The sequence below is a fragment of the Geothrix sp. SG200 genome (genome assembly GCF_022808935.1).
GTDB classification, from domain to species: Bacteria; Acidobacteriota; Holophagae; order Holophagales; family Holophagaceae; genus Geothrix; species Geothrix alkalitolerans.
On sequence record NZ_JAKZFR010000002.1, the window covers coordinates 169,361 to 183,856 of the forward strand.

At 67.3% G+C, this 14,496-nt stretch carries 14 protein-coding genes; 7 read left to right on the forward strand and 7 right to left on the reverse strand.

Annotation, left to right across the window (positions count from 1 at the left end):
• Positions 1 to 10: 10 nt before the first annotated feature.
• The 6 genes from lspA to accC all read right to left on the reverse strand — a co-directional run bounded on the left by lspA (position 11) and on the right by accC (position 7,406).
• A complete protein-coding gene (gene lspA / locus ML539_RS06100) occupies positions 11 to 502 on the reverse strand; it encodes a signal peptidase II (RefSeq protein WP_243321686.1) in 492 nt (163 codons plus the stop codon).
• A complete protein-coding gene (gene ileS, locus ML539_RS06105; protein ID WP_243321689.1) occupies positions 502 to 3,294 on the reverse strand; it encodes an isoleucine--tRNA ligase in 2,793 nt (930 codons plus the stop codon). Before ileS ends, lspA begins: the two co-directional genes overlap by 1 nt.
• 134 nt (positions 3,295 to 3,428) lie before the next feature.
• Positions 3,429 to 3,818 carry a large conductance mechanosensitive channel protein MscL gene (mscL, locus tag ML539_RS06110; protein ID WP_243321693.1) on the reverse strand — a complete coding sequence of 130 codons (390 nt, stop codon included), beginning with the start codon at positions 3,816 to 3,818 and terminating at the stop codon, positions 3,429 to 3,431.
• A 57-nt stretch (positions 3,819 to 3,875) separates the two neighbouring features.
• Positions 3,876 to 4,967 carry an OmpA family protein gene (locus tag ML539_RS06115; protein WP_243321695.1) on the reverse strand — a complete coding sequence of 364 codons (1,092 nt, stop codon included), beginning with the start codon at positions 4,965 to 4,967 and terminating at the stop codon, positions 3,876 to 3,878.
• 408 nt (positions 4,968 to 5,375) lie between these two features.
• Positions 5,376 to 5,897, reverse strand: coding sequence for an acetyl-CoA carboxylase biotin carboxyl carrier protein subunit (locus tag ML539_RS06120; protein WP_243321697.1), 522 nt, complete (start codon positions 5,895 to 5,897; stop codon positions 5,376 to 5,378).
• A gap of 15 nt (positions 5,898 to 5,912) precedes the next feature.
• Positions 5,913 to 7,406 (reverse strand): acetyl-CoA carboxylase biotin carboxylase subunit, encoded by a 1,494-nt coding sequence (accC, locus tag ML539_RS06125; RefSeq protein ID WP_275976392.1) that lies wholly within the window; start codon positions 7,404 to 7,406, stop codon positions 5,913 to 5,915.
• Between the two features lie 305 nt (positions 7,407 to 7,711).
• Between accC and ML539_RS06130 the strand changes: the two genes are divergently transcribed.
• Complete coding sequence (locus ML539_RS06130) at positions 7,712 to 8,029, forward strand: hypothetical protein (protein WP_243321701.1); 318 nt, start codon at positions 7,712 to 7,714, stop codon at positions 8,027 to 8,029.
• 18 nt (positions 8,030 to 8,047) lie between these two features.
• On the opposite strand, the gene coaBC is transcribed toward ML539_RS06130, so the two are convergent.
• Positions 8,048 to 9,256 (reverse strand): bifunctional phosphopantothenoylcysteine decarboxylase/phosphopantothenate--cysteine ligase CoaBC, encoded by a 1,209-nt coding sequence (gene coaBC, locus ML539_RS06135; RefSeq protein WP_243321703.1) that lies wholly within the window; start codon positions 9,254 to 9,256, stop codon positions 8,048 to 8,050.
• Between the two features lie 85 nt (positions 9,257 to 9,341).
• Here coaBC and ML539_RS06140 point away from each other — a divergent pair, with 85 nt between their 5' ends.
• From ML539_RS06140 to ML539_RS06165, 6 genes are all read left to right on the forward strand, one after another.
• Positions 9,342 to 9,626 (forward strand): hypothetical protein, encoded by a 285-nt coding sequence (locus ML539_RS06140; protein ID WP_243315126.1) that lies wholly within the window; start codon positions 9,342 to 9,344, stop codon positions 9,624 to 9,626.
• Between the two features lie 182 nt (positions 9,627 to 9,808).
• Positions 9,809 to 10,474, forward strand: a complete 666-nt coding sequence (locus ML539_RS06145; protein WP_243321704.1) for a TetR/AcrR family transcriptional regulator — start codon at positions 9,809 to 9,811, stop codon at positions 10,472 to 10,474.
• Positions 10,471 to 11,463, forward strand: coding sequence for an efflux RND transporter periplasmic adaptor subunit (locus ML539_RS06150; protein WP_243321706.1), 993 nt, complete (start codon positions 10,471 to 10,473; stop codon positions 11,461 to 11,463). Before ML539_RS06145 ends, ML539_RS06150 begins: the two co-directional genes overlap by 4 nt.
• On the forward strand, positions 11,463 to 12,383 hold the full coding sequence (locus tag ML539_RS06155; protein WP_243321707.1) for an ABC transporter ATP-binding protein: 921 nt from the start codon (positions 11,463 to 11,465) through the stop codon (positions 12,381 to 12,383). The genes ML539_RS06150 and ML539_RS06155 overlap by 1 nt, the downstream gene beginning before the upstream one ends.
• A complete protein-coding gene (locus ML539_RS06160) occupies positions 12,380 to 13,354 on the forward strand; it encodes an ABC transporter ATP-binding protein (protein WP_243321709.1) in 975 nt (324 codons plus the stop codon). Before ML539_RS06155 ends, ML539_RS06160 begins: the two co-directional genes overlap by 4 nt.
• Positions 13,351 to 14,496 carry an ABC transporter permease gene (locus ML539_RS06165; protein ID WP_243321711.1) on the forward strand — a complete coding sequence of 382 codons (1,146 nt, stop codon included), beginning with the start codon at positions 13,351 to 13,353 and terminating at the stop codon, positions 14,494 to 14,496. Before ML539_RS06160 ends, ML539_RS06165 begins: the two co-directional genes overlap by 4 nt.

Consider the following 14,496-nt stretch of genomic DNA (forward strand, 5'->3'; position numbering starts at 1 on the left):
TGGAGGTCCTTTATCCGTTCGCCTGGGGGTGGGCTGGCTTCGGCGCCCGCAGCATCCGCACGCCGTAGAGGACGGCTCCTACCAGGATGAAGCTGTCAGCCACGTTGAAGGTCCAGTAGTGCCACGTGCCGAAGATGAAGTCGAGAAAATCGACCACGGCACCCCTCACCAGCCGGTCGACGCCGTTGCCCAGGGCGCCGCCGAGGATGAAGCCCAGGGCCACGCGATCCCAGGTGGGTGTCGCCTCCGTCAGGAAGTGCTTGCCGAAATAGACCAGGGCCGCCACGCCCGCAAGGCCGAACACCGCGAACCGGGCCGTTTCCGGCATCCAGGTCAGGCTGCCGAAGATGGCGCCGCGGTTGAAATTAAGCGTCAGGTAGAAGAATCCCTTGATGACCGGCAGGGACTCGCCTTCCTTCAGAAGGCCTAAGATCCAGGCTTTGGAGCCCAGGTCCGCGGCGAGAATCGAAGCGGGAAGCAGCAGCCAGAGCAGGCGGCGCATCAGGCCCCCACCACGGTGGCGCAGCGCACGCAGAGGGCCGAGTCCTCCCCCTTGCCATGACCGCCCTTGCGGTTCCAGCAGCGGGGGCACTTCTTGCCGTCATGGGCGGTGACCGTGACGAGCGGAGTGGCGGTGCCCGCAGCTGCCACCCGGGTGAGGGAAGACACGACGAGGAGGTCGTCGAGCGGCTCGCCGAGACTCTCCAGGAGGTCCCAGTCCGCCTGGCTGCCCAGGGTGATCGCCACCGCGGCGTCCAGGCTCGTGCCGACGGTCTTCGCGGCACGGTGGGGCTCCATGGCGGCCTGCACGGCCTCCCGCACCGACCAGAGCTTCTCCCACTTGGGGTCAGCGGTGCTGCCGTCGGCCTCCGGGAATCGCTGCTCGTGCACACTGCCTTCGCACCCGGGGATCTGCTCCCAGGCTTCGTCGGCGGTGTAGCTCATGACCGGAGCCAACAAGCTGCTAAGCCCCTTGGCCAGTGCCCAGCAGGCTTGGCGACAGCTCCGACGCCGTGGGGAATCCAGCGCGTCGCAGTACAGGCGGTCCTTGATGATCTCGAAGTAGCGGCCTGACAGCTCCAGCTGACAGAACCCCAGCAGCGCCTGCGTGGCGCGGTGGAACTCGAAGCGGGTGTAGGCGTCGCGAACCTCCCGGGCCATGCGACCGAAAGCGGCCAGCACCCATCGGTCCAGAGGCGCCAGCTCGGCGTCCGGCACCGCGTCCCGGGCGGGATCGAAGTCCGCCAGCGCGCCCAGGAGGAAGCGCAGGGTGTTGCGGGTCTTGCGGTAGGCATCGGCGCTGCGGTCGAGGATCTCCTTGGAGATGCGGATGTCCTCGCTGTAGTCGCTGCTGGCGGCCCACCAGCGGAGGATGTCGGCGCCCAGGGTCTTGAGGATCTCCTCGGGCGTGATGACGTTGCCCAGGCTCTTGGACATCTTCTGGCCCTTGCCGTCCAGCACGAAGCCGTGGGTGACCACCTGCTTGTAAGGCTTGGTGCCCGTGGCCGCCAAGTTGAACAGCAGGGAGCTGTGGAACCAGCCCCGATGCTGGTCCGAGCCCTCAAGGTAGATGAAGTCGCCGTAGTCCGCGCGGTTCAGCTCGGGATGGGATTCGCACACGACGGAGGCGCTGACCCCGGAATCGATCCAGACATCCAGGATGTCCGTTTCTTTCTGGAAGGCCGTGGACCCGCACTTGCAGGTGCTTCCTGCAGGCACGAGCCCTTCCACGGGCAGGTTGGCCCAGGCCTCGATCCCGCCCTGCTCGATGGCGGCGGCAGCGGTCTCGAAGATGCTGTCAGCCACCAGCGGCTCGCCGCAGGCCTCGCAGCGCAGCACGGTGATGGGCGTGCCCCAGGCGCGCTGCCGGCTGATGCACCAGTCGGGGCGGCCGGAGATCATGGCGTAGATGCGGTTCTGGCCCTGGGCGGGCACCCACTGGGTCTGTTCCACGCCTTCGAGCCCCAGTTCCCGCAGGCTGCGGCCCTTCCCGTTGAGCTCGGAATCCATGGTGATGAACCACTGCTCGGTGGCGCGGAAGAGGATGGGCGTCCTGGTTCGCCAGCAGTGGGGGTAGCTGTGGGTCAGCGTCTCCTCGTGGATCAGCGCCCCGATGCGGCGGAGCTTCTCCACCACCAGGGGGTTGCAGTCGAAGATGTTCTTCCCCTCCAGCTCGGGATCATTCACGGCCGGCAGGAACTTGCCATCGGGACCCACGAGCTGGAGCAGGCCCAGGTGGTGGGCAAGGTTGAAGTCGTCCACGCCGTGATCCGGGGCCGTGTGCACCAGACCCGTGCCCGTGTCGGCGGTGACGTGGTCGCCCAGCAGGACGGGGCTGTCGCGGTCGATCCAGGGATGGCGCGCCACCAAGGTCTGGAATTCCTTCCCCTTGCGGATCTCCACCGTGTGCAGCGGCATCCCGAGCTTCTTGGCGAAGTCGTCCCGAAGGGTCACCGCCACGATGTAGTGGCGACCGTCCGCGCGGACCACGGCGTACTCCAGGTCCGGGTGCATGGCCACCGCCAGGTTGCTGGGCAGGGTCCAGGGCGTGGTGGTCCAGATGGGCAGGAAGAGCGGCGTGGGCAGCTCCATGTGCTTTGCCGCCGCGTCCGTCACCGGGAAGGCGACAGTGATGGCGGGGCTGGTCTTGTCCGCGTACTCGACCTCGGCCTCGGCCAGCGCGGTGCGAGCACCGTAGCTCCAATGGACCACCTTGAGCTTGCGGGTGACGGAGCCGCTCTCGAAGAGCTTCGCCAGGTGGCGGACCGTCTCCGCCTCGTAGCGGGGATCCATGGTCACGTAGGGCTGTTCCCACGCGCCAAGCACGCCCAGGCGCTGGAAGGCCGTGCGCTGGGTGTCGATCCACTTCTGCGCGTAGACCCGGCACTTCTGAAGGAACTCCGCTCGGCTCAGCTCGCGGCGCTTGGGACCCAGGTCCTTCTCCACCGCGTGCTCGATGGGCAGGCCGTGGCAGTCCCAGCCGGGCACGTAGGGCGACTCGTAGCCCTCCATCCACCGGGACTTCACCACCACGTCCTTGAGGATCTTGTTCAGGGCGTGGCCCATGTGGATGGCCCCGTTGGCGTAGGGAGGACCGTCGTGGAGAATCTCGCGCCCCCTGCCCTTCCCGGCCGCATTGTCAGCTTTGCGCTTGGCCTCGATGCGGGCGTACAGGCCCTCGGCTTTCCAGCGTTCCAGGCGCTTCGGCTCGCGCTGCGGCAGGTCCGCCTTCATGGGGAAATCGGTCTTGGGAAGGAATACGGAGTACTTTTTGACCGGAGCCTGCTCGCTCATCGGCGCCCTCGTGCGTCGGAGGGGCGCACCCGAGCGCCCCTGAGGTTGAACCTCCAGTTCACCACGGGAAGCCCTGCGATCACAAGGAAAAGGGCCCGGAAACCGGGCCCTCGGGATTGGCTAGGGGGGATCCGTCAGAGCTGGCTGGTGCAGTGCTTGCAGCGGGTGGCCTTGAGGGGCACCTGCTCCAGGCAGGCCGGGCATTCCTTGGTGGTGGGGGCGGCTGGTGCCTCCTCCTTCTTCATGAACCTGCCCAGGAACTTGACCAGGACGAGGAAGACCACCAGGGCGATGATCAGGAAGTTGATGGTGGCGCCGAGCACCGATCCGATGCGGAACTTGCCGAGGATCCACTCCTCCCATTTGATGTTCGCGGGCAGCACATAGCTCACCAGGGGCATGACCAACCCGTCCACGAAGGCGGTGACGATCTTGCCGAAGGCACCGCCCACGACCACGGCGATGGCCAGGTCGACCACGTTCCCCTTCATGATGAAGGCCTTGAATTCGTCTTTCAGGGACATCTCGTTCCTCCAAGACAAAAAGGGGCGGGGACCCCAAGGCCCCCGCCCTTCAATAGGCTACTTCTTAGGGGCGGACTCCACGGTTTCCGTGGTGATCTGGCGAACCTCGGCCTTGGCGTCCTTCACCTTCACGTCGATCTCGACGCGGCGGTTCTTGGCCTGGCCTTCCTTGGTCTTGTTGTCGGCGATGGGCTTGTCGGGGCCCACGCCCACGGTGGTGACCTTGGCGGCGGGGATGCCGGAATCCACCAGCACCTTGGCCACGGCGTCGGCCCGGCGCTTGGCCAGGGCCTTGTTCACGGCCTTGCTGCCCGTGGAGGAGGTGTGGCCACTGACTTCCAGGCTGTACTCGCCCGGATAGGCCTTCAGGCCGTCGGCCACCTTGCGGATGGCGGCGGTGGCGTCAGGACCCAGATCGGCCTTGCCGTTGGCGAAGTGCAGCACGGCCTCGTCGAGGACGATCTTGGCCGGCGGAGGCGGCACGGGCTTGGCCACTTCCTTGGGCGGCTCGGGGGCCGGGGGAGGTGGCGGCGGAGCCACGGGCTCAGGCTTCGGCTCGGGCTTCGGTTCGGGCGCCGGCGGCGGGGGGGGCGGAGGCGGCATGGGAGCGGCCTTCTTGCCGCCGCCCCAGGTGTAGCCAAGGCCCAAGGTCGCCAGGTATTCGGTGCGGGACTCGGGCAGCTCCACGCGGACCGCCTTGGCGCTGATGTCCATCATGAAGTGCTCGGCCAGCTTGCCCATCACGCCGAGGCCGCCGTGGTAGTTGAAGCGGGTCGTGGCCTCGCCCTTGCCGGAGTAGGGAGACTCGACGTTGGTTCCGCCGATGCCCAGGGCCGCGTAGGGATACCAGTTCTCCGCGCCGGGGCGGAAGTTGAAGAGGCCCGAGGCCAGCAGGTGGGTCTGCTTGGCAGAGCCGATGCCGAGGGGGTTGGGATCGAGCTGCAGGTCGTTCTGGAGGGCCCGCAGGTCGAGGCCCCACCGGTTGGTGTACCAGTGGCCCACGCCAATCCCGTAGTGCATCTTGTCCTTGAGGCTGGCGTCATTCTCGAAGATCGTCTGGCCCAGGTGACCCATGACCCATGCCTGACCCTGTTGGGCCGACAGGGTGATTGCCGACCCGGCCAGCAAGAAAAGGAGCGCTTTTTTCATGCTACCTCCGCTAATGGTGATTCGCATCACGCCATAAACCTAGTCTTGAAGTCTCTCTTACATCAACAAAAAAAGAATCCAGATCCTTTTTTACAGACGTTTTGAGTGCCATTGATGTATCGCAGCACGATATGAAATAACCGTTTCTACTCATTCTCCTCAAGCGAATCGGTCGGCCAAATATGCCCTGAGATTCAAGCAGGCGGGCTGCATCGACCACCTTTGTCACCCTGAGGTAGACCCCAGGGTGAAGACCGGCGTGGCGGTACTGCTCATGCTTGCCCTCAGCTCGTACTGAATCTTCTCGGTATCGCCCATGGCGATACGCGAGACCTCCCGTTCAAGCGGAAGGGTGTTCCCCACCTCGTTTTCTCGGTATCGCCCATGGCGATACGCGAGACCTCCCGTTCAAGCCTCGGGCGACACGGTTACCAGAGAGGCCCCCGTTTCCACGGTGGCGCCCTCCTGCACATGCACGGTCGCGACGGTCCCGGTCGTGCTGGCCTTCAGCTCGTTCTGCATCTTCATCGCTTCCATGACGAGGAGGGTCTGGCCTTCCTGCACGAGATCGCCCGGGTTCACGAGCAGCTTCACGATCTTGCCGGGCATGGGGGCCACCAGCAGGCCACCGGCGGCCCCTGCGCCGCCGCCGCCAGACAGGAGGGCCCGGCGGGGGTCCACCAGGGCGAATTCGTAGGCCCCGTCGTAGAGCATGGCCCGGTAGGCATGGGTGTCCGGGTCCGGCGCCTTGGCCTGATCCAGGCGGACCTCCACGGAGCGTCCATCCAGGATGATCGAGTAGCAGCCCGGCTCGAGCTCGATGATGTCGATGGGGTGGCTCTGGCCTTCCCAGACCAGCGTGGTGGCGCCGTCCTGGTGGAGGAGCTCGACCTCATGGGATTCCTTGCCGAGGATCAGGGTTCGTTTCATGGGTGGTCTCCTCGGCTACAGGCGGTTGAACCGGCCCCAGTGCTTCCAGGCATCCGGGCGTCCTTCGCCGCAGGCCGCGGGTTGGGCGGCGCGGCGCTGTTCCGTCTCGAGCTCATGGATGAGAGCCGCCGCCACGGCGAACTTCAGGTCGGGCCCCTGCCCCTTCCGCTTCCAGAAGGGCTTGTCGAGCATCCCGGTGTGCAGGGCGCCCTGCCGGAACGGCTCGTGTTCCATGAGGGTCTCGTGGAAGGCGATGTTGTGGCGGATGCCACCGATGCGGTACTCCCCCAGGGCCGCCCGCATGCGCTCGATGGCCTCCAGGCGCGTGGGCCCCCAGGTGCTCAACTTGCTGATCATGGGGTCGTAGAACATGGGCACCTCGGCACCCTCGTACACGCCCCCGTCGTCCCGCACGTTGCGGCCGCTGGGCGTGCGCAGGAAGGTGATCTTCCCGGGGCTGGGCATGAAGTTCTTGTCGGGGTCTTCGGCATAGACGCGGCACTCGATGGCCCATCCGTTGAGGGGGATCTCCTCCTGGGTCATGGGCAGCTTCTCGCCCCGGGCCACGAGGATCTGCCACTTCACCAGGTCCAGGCCCGTAATCCATTCGGTGACCGGATGCTCCACCTGCAGGCGGGTGTTCATCTCCAGAAAGTAGAAGTTGCGGTCGGCATCCGCCAGGAACTCCACGGTGCCGGCGCCGACGTAGTTCACGGCCCGGGCCACCTTCAGGGCCGCCTCGCCCATGGCCTTCCTCATCTCCGGGGTCACATGGGGACTCGGCGCCTCCTCGATCACCTTCTGGTGGCGGCGCTGGACGGAGCACTCCCGCTCATGCAGGTAGACATGGTTGCCGTGCTTGTCGGAAAAGACCTGGATCTCGATGTGGCGCGGCTGGACGATGGCCTTCTCCACGTAGACCGAGTCGTCGCCGAAGCTGGAAAGGGCCTCGCCCCGGGCCCGGGCCAGGGAGCTGGCGAACTCCTCGGGCTTGTGGACCAGTCGCATGCCCTTGCCGCCGCCGCCCATGGCGGCTTTGAGCATCACCGGGAAGCCGATCTTCTGCGCCGCGACGAGCAGCTCCTCGTCCGCCATGGTCTCCTGGATGCCCGGCACCACGGGGCAGCCCGCGGCGATGGCCACTTCGCGGGCGGCGGTCTTGGACCCCATGCTCACGATGCACTCGGGACGGGGGCCGATGAAGGTGATGCCGGCGGCCTCGAAGGCCCTGGCCGCCTCGGCGTTCTCGGACAGGAAGCCGTAGCCCGGATGCACCGCGTCGGCGCCGCTGCGCTTGCAGACGTCGAGGATCTTCTCCAGCACCAGGTAGCTCTCCCGGGCCGCGGCGGGGCCGATGAAGTAGGCCTCGTCCGCCATGCGCACGTGCAGGGCGCCACGATCGGCTTCGGAATACACGGCCACCGTGGGAATGCCCATCTCCCGGCAGGTGCGGATCACTCTCACGGCGATTTCCCCGCGGTTCGCAATCAGGATCTTGGTCACGGGCATCGGCTCAACCTCGCTTGTTGGAATCGAATCGCAGGCCTGCGCGGGGACCTGACCCCGATCGCTCCGCTCCCGCTCCCTCGCTCCGCTCGATCGCGGAGGGGTCATCGTCCCCTCTGTTGGCAATCAGGATCTTGGTCACGGGCATGGATGGGCCTCGTCTTCGGGCATGATGGTGGGCGATGCGATTCTTCAGACTAGCAAACCCGCTGCTTGCCATCACGCTCGGACTCCTGACAGTCCGGTGCGGACGCAAGGGTGATCCTGTTCCCAGACCCCGGGCTGCGGCCCAGGCCATGGAGGCGCGGTTGGAGGGACTCCGGAAGATCCGTCTGGTGCTGCCTTCCACCGACGTGAACGGCGTTCCACTGGCGGGGGTGGAGTCCCTGCGGGTGCTCTACCTGCCCCTCGGCCTGACCAAGCCCACCGCTGATGAGGTCTTCAGCCGGGGCGAGGTGGTGCTGGAGCGCCGTCGCCCGGACCTGCCGGGGCCTGGCGAAGCGCTGACCCTGGACCTGAAATCCCTCCACCGCCCCCCCGGGTGGATCGTGATCGTGGCCGTACGGCTGGGCGAGGTCGCCGGACGGCCCAGCGAGGTGCTTCCCTGGATGGATCCGGCCCTCTGAGGCGGGGCCGGGTCAGGGCTATTGAACGGTTCCCCGACTCTCGATCTGGAAGTTCCACCACTGCACCACGGCCCGGGCCAAGGCATCCTTGGACAGGGGGCCGATGGGAGCCTGGGGGCCCTGGGCGGTGACGGGGGTCAGGGTATTGGTCTGGTCCCCGAAGGCCCGTCCTCCCTGGACATCGTTCACCAGCACGCCATCCAGCTGCTTCTTCTGCAGTTTGGCTGCGGCATGGGCGAGGTGGTTCTCGCTTTCCGCGGCGAACCCGAGGATCCACTGGCCGGGCCGACGGGTGGCCGAGAGGGTGGCCAGAATGTCCGGCGTGCGGACCAGGACCAGGTTTTCAGGCCCCTCCCCCTTCTTCACCTTTTCAGGCGCGAAGGTCTCCGGCCGCTGATCGGCCACCGCCGCGGCTCCCACCAGGCCATCCGCCCCGGACCAGCGGGCCTGGCAAGCGGCCAGCATCTCCTGCGCGCTGCGGACCCGGGCCGTCTCCACCCCCCAAGGCGCCGGCAGATCCCCGCCCAGCACCAGCTGGACCTGCGCGCCCGCATCGCGGAAGGCCCTCGCCAGCTCGATCCCCATGGCGCCGGTGCTGCGATTGGTCAGGGTTCGCACCGGATCCAGATCTTCGCGGGTCGGCCCGGCGGTGATGAGGACTCTCTTCCCGTTCAGGCTGCGGAGCTTGGCGGCGCCATGCATCAGGATGGCTTCCGCGATGGCGTCCACCTGGGCGAGCTTGCCCGATCCCTCCTCGCCGCAGGCCAGAAGGCCATCGTCCGGGTCCACCACCGCGTGGCCGAAGGAGCGCAGGCGGGAGAGGTTGGCCTGGACGGCGGGGTGGGACCACATGCCCGTGTTCATGGCCGGAGCCCAGAGGACGGGGGCCCTCGTGGCCAGCAGCACCGTGCTGAGCAGGTCCGAGGCCAGTCCGTTGGCAGCCTTCCCGATGAGGTCGGCGGTGGCCGGCACCACGGCCATGATGTCTGCCCAGCGGGCCAGCTCGATGTGCTCGATGCTCGGATTGGCGCGCCACTCGCCCTGGTCCGGATTCGCCCCGTAGCAGGGCTCCCCTGTGAGGCTGCTGAGGGTCAGCGGCGTGATGAACCGGGCCCCGGCCTCGGTGAGGATGCAGCGGACCCGATGGCCCTGGTTGGTCAGCAACCGCGCCAGATCAGCGGACTTGTAGGCGGCGATGCCGCCCGGGATGCCGAGGATGATCTGCATCGGGGCTCCTGGAACGCTCCATGCTACCCCACGCTCGTTGATCCATGGCGCCACGGGTGTTATGCTTCCTGGTTCGGAGTGGCCCATGACCCAGCGCACCATCGTCCGTGTCCCGGAAGAAATCGCCAACAAGTACCGCTTTGTCGTCGTGGCCGGCAAGCGCTGCGATCAGCTCCAGCGAGGCGCCTTCCCCAAGGTCGAGGTGGTCGTGCCCGTGAACAAGCACGGTCAGGCCCAGGACGCTCCCAAGCTCGCGTCGTTCTGGGGCCAGGTGGCCATGGCCGAGGTCGAAGAGAACCGCATCGCCTTCGAGGAGCCCGAGATCATCACCATCGAGGACACCACGGTGGTTCCCATCTCCGGCGAATAGCAGCCAGAGCTCGCGATCAAGCCCCCGGGTCCTCTGGGGGCTTGATCATGTACGCCCGCGATTTCCACATTCGATGAAATAAGTCTTGCCAGATCCTGACCGCGGATCGCATGATTCAACATTCGTTGAATTGGATCCCCATGCCCCATGCCCCTCGCCCCCGCGGACCCAAACCCATTCGAATGGACCCGGACCGGATCCTGGATGCGGCCCAGGAGGTCTTCGCCCGGGACGGCCTGCGGGCGGCCAGCCTGCGTGCCATCGCCAAGCAGGCCGGCTGCGACCCGGCCCTGATCTACTACCACTTCGACAGCAAGGAGGCCATGTTCACCGCCCTGCTGGCCCGTCGCTTCCCCCCCATCCTCCAGGAGCTCGAGGTGGTGGCAGAGCCCGGGGATCCGCGCTCCACCGCCCTCAGGCTCTGGGAGGTCGTCCGGATCTACCACCGGCACCTCAAGGCCGATCCGGCGATCCGCTCCCTCATCCGGGGAGAGATCGTGCGTGGCGCCGAGGGGCTCTCGGGCCTCATCGAGGTGCGGATCCGCCCCATCGTGATGGCCATCCGAAGCATCCTCGACCAGGGCATCTCGCGAGGGGACCTGCGAGCGGACCTCCATACCCTGCTGGGCACCTTCTTTCTCGCGAGGATGCACCTCGAGATCCTCGACCTGCTGCCCACCGTGCTCCCCCGTCTCATGGGCCTGCCCCATGACCAGGCCGTGGAGACCGGGCTGCACGTCTGGTTCGACTTGTATTGGCGGGGCATCGCCCGGGACCCGCTCGCCCCCTTGCCGCCCCTGCCGGAACTCGCGGCAGACCCCATCGCCATCAAGGAGACCCATCCATGAGACCGACAGACTGGCATCTTCCCATCGCCATGATGGTTCTTCTCGGCGGAGCGGCCTTCCTGGCCACCGGCTGCGGGAATCATCAGGAGAGCCGCCTCAAGCTCTCGGGAAACATCGAAGTCATCCAGGTGGAGGCCAGCTTCCGGGTGCCCGGGAAAGTGATCGAGCGCCCTGTGGATGAGGGCCAGGTGGTGCAGGCCGGCCAGCTGCTGGCCCGGCTCGACGCCCGGGACCTGGAGCAGCAGGTGGCCATGCGCCGGGCGGACGCGGCCACGGCCAAGGCGGCCCTGGACGCCATGCTGGCCGGATCCCGCAAGGAGGAGATCGCCTCGTCCAAGGCCGCCCTGGAGCAGGCCCAGGCGGACCTCAAGAGGCTGGAGCCCGACGAGGCGCGCATCCGCGACCTCCAGCAGAAGGGCATCCTCTCGGTGCGCGACTACGAGGCCAGCCGGGCCGCCCTTGAGGCCGCCCGGGGCAAGGTCCAGCAGGCCGATCAGCAGTACACCCTCGTGCGGAAGGGCCCCCGGAAGGAAGACATCGACCAGGCCCGCGCCCGCTACGACCAGGCCCAGCAGGCCCTGGCTCTGGCCCAGACCCAGCTCGGCTACGCCACCCTCACGGCTCCCAGCGCGGGGGTGATCCTCTCCAAGAACATCGAACCCATGGAATACGTCTCACCAGGTACCGCCGTGGTGACCATGGCGGACCTGGGGCAGGTCTGGCTGCGCGCCTACGTGGAAGAGACCGACCTGGGCCGCGTGAAGGTGGGCCAGAAGGCGTTCGTCACGTCCGACTCCTTTCCCGGGAAGCACTACGAGGGCCGGGTGGCCTTCATCGCCTCCGAAGCCGAGTTCACGCCCAAGACCGTCCAGACCCGCAAGGAGCGCACGAAGCTGGTCTACCGCATCAAGATCGACATCCCCAACCCGGCGATGGAGCTCAAGCCCGGCATGCCCGTGGACGCCGAGATCGCCCTGGATGGCCGGTGATGGAGACCGTTCGGACCCAGGCGCTCACGCGCCGATTCGGGGACCTCGTGGCCCTCGACCAGCTGAGCCTGGCCGTGGAGGAAGGGGAGATCTTCGGGCTCGTCGGACCGGACGGCGCGGGCAAGACGACCACCATGCGCCTGCTGACCGGCATCCTCGAGCCCAGCTCAGGCGAGGCGTGGGTGGATGGACTGCACGCGGTCCGGGATGCGGAGGCGATCAAGGACCGCATCGGCTACATGGCCCAGCGCTTCGGCCTGTACCTGGACCTCACGGTGCAGGAGAACATCGACTTCTATGCCGATCTCTATGAAGTCCCCAAGGCGGGCCGGAGCGAGCGCCTCGAGCGGCTCCTGGCCTTCAGCAACCTCACCCCCTTCCGGCGCCGCCTGGCAGGCAACCTCTCCGGGGGCATGAAGCAGAAGCTCGGGCTCGCCTGCGCCCTCATCCACACGCCCAGGGTGCTCTTCCTGGACGAGCCGACGAACGGGGTCGACCCGGTCTCCCGCCGGGACTTCTGGCGAATTCTCTACCAGCTCCAGCAGGAGCGCGTGACGATCTTTGTCTCCACGGCCTACCTGGACGAAGCGGAGCGCTGCAACCGCATCGGCCTGCTCCATCAGGGCCGGCTCATGGCCTGTGACACCGTGGACGGCGTGAAGAGCCTCCTGAAAGGCTCGCTCCTCGAGGTCCGCTGCGAGTCGCCCCGGCGGGCCGCGACACTCCTGCGCGCCGGGAAGATCGGAAGTGTGGCTCTCTTCGGGGACCGCATCCATGTCCTGGCCGAAGATGCGGATCGCGGACGTGCAGCCGCGGAGGCGCTCCTGGGCGCGGAGGGGCTCGCCTGCCATGGCGTGGAGGTGATCGAGCCCACCCTCGAGGACATTTTCACTTCGGCTTTGCCCAGCGGTGCCGCATGAGCGCCGCGCCGGACACCTTCGCCGTCACGCTGCGCGACCTGGAGCGGCGCTTCGGAGACTTCGTGGCCGTCAACCGCGTCAGCCTCGACGTGCGCCGGGGGGAGATCTTCGGCTTCCTGGGGCCCAACGGTGCCGGCAAGTCCACCACCATCCGCATGCTCTGCGGGCTCCTGGAGCCCTCCGGCGGCCAGGGCACGGTGGCGGGTTTCGACATCCGAACCCAGCGCGAGGAGATCAAGCGCAGCATCGGCTACATGAGCCAGAAGTTCAGCCTGTACGACGACCTCACGGTGGAGGAGAACATCGACTTCTTCAGCGGCATCTACCGGGTGTCCGCGGAGAAGAAGGCCGAGCGGAAGGCGTGGGTCCTGGACATGGCCCACCTCCAGGACCATCGCCGTACCCGCACGGGCCTGCTGCCGGGGGGCTGGAAGCAGCGGCTGTCCCTGGGCTGCGCCCTTCTCCACGAGCCCCGGGTGCTCTTCCTGGACGAGCCCACGTCGGGGGTCGATCCCCTGAGCCGCCGCTCCTTCTGGGACCTCATCTACCAGATGGCCAGCGAGGGGGTCACGGTCTTCGTCACCACCCACTACATGGAGGAGGCCGAGTACTGCGACCGCCTCGCCCTCATCTACCGTGGCGAGCTCGTGGCCCTGGGGACGCCGGGCGAGATGAAGGGCGGCCTCATGGCCGACCAGGTGCTGCGCGTCTCCTGCGACCGCTCCCACGAGGCCCTGGGCGTGGCCACGACGGTGGAAGGCGTCCGGGACGCGGCCCTGTTCGGGCGCGACATCCACCTCATGGCGGAAGATGCCGAGGCCCTCGCGCCCCGCCTCCGTCGGACCCTCGAGGAGGGGGGCTTCCAGGTGGGGGCCGTGGAGCGCATCACGCCCTCCCTGGAGGATGTCTTCGTCTCCCTCATCGAGGCCCGGGATCGCGCCGACGGGGCGCAGAAGGAGTTCAAGGCATGAGCGGCGCCCTCAACCTCCGCCGCCTCGGCGCCGTGGCGCGCAAGGAGTTCATCCACGTCCTCCGGGATCCGCGCGCCCTGGGCATCGCCATCGTGCTGCCCATGATCATGCTGATGATCTTCGGGTATGCCCTGACCACGGACCTGGACCGGGTTCCCCTGGCGATCTGGGACCAGAGCCGGACGCCCCAGAGCCGGGAGCTGGTGGCCCGCTTCGAGGGGTCACGCTACTTCTCCGTCGTGGCGCGGCCGGGCTCCTACGGGGAAGTGGAGGACGGCCTCGCCCGGGGGCGGACGATGATGGCGGTGGTGCTCCCCGTCGAGTTCGGGCGCCGGGTCGCTTCCGGCCGGAAGGTCCAGGTCCAGGTGTTGACCGACGGCAGCGACGCCAACACCACGACCCTGGCCCTCTCCTATGCCGATGCCATCGTTCAGAACTACTCCCAGGAACTCCTGGTGGAGAAGGCCCGGCGACTCACGGGCCGCCCCCCCGCCCTGCCGCTGGACCTCCGGTTCCGCGCGTGGTTCAACACGGACATGGAGTCCCGGATCTTCATCGTGCCCGGGCTCATCGCCGTGATCATGATGCTCATCGCGGCGCTCCTCACCTCGCTCACGGTGGCGCGGGAGTGGGAGACGGGCACGATGGAGCAGCTCATCTCCACGCCGCTCCGAGGGAGCGAGCTGATCCTGGGGAAGCTGGCGCCCTACTTCGCCATCGGCATGGTGGACATGCTTCTTTCTGTGCTGGCCGGTCGTTTCCTGTTCGACGTGCCCATCCGCGGCAGCCTACTCCTCTTGTTCGGCGTCTCCGCGGTCTACCTGGTGGGAGCGCTCTCCCTGGGCATCCTCATCAGCGCCAAGGCCAAGTCCCAGCTCCTGGCCAGCCAGTTCGCCTTCGTGGCGACCTTCCTCCCGGCCTTCCTGCTCTCGGGTTTCATGTTCGACATCGCCAACATGCCCAAGGCCCTGCAGGTGGTGACCTACCTCATCCCCGCCCGCTATTTCGTGGCCTTCCTCCGGGGCCTCTACCTCAAAGGGACCGGGCTCGCGCAGCTGTGGCCCGAGTGCCTGCTGATGGTCGCGTTCGGCGCCCTGATGCTCCTCTCCGCCATCCGCAGCTTCAAGAAGCGCCTGGCCTAG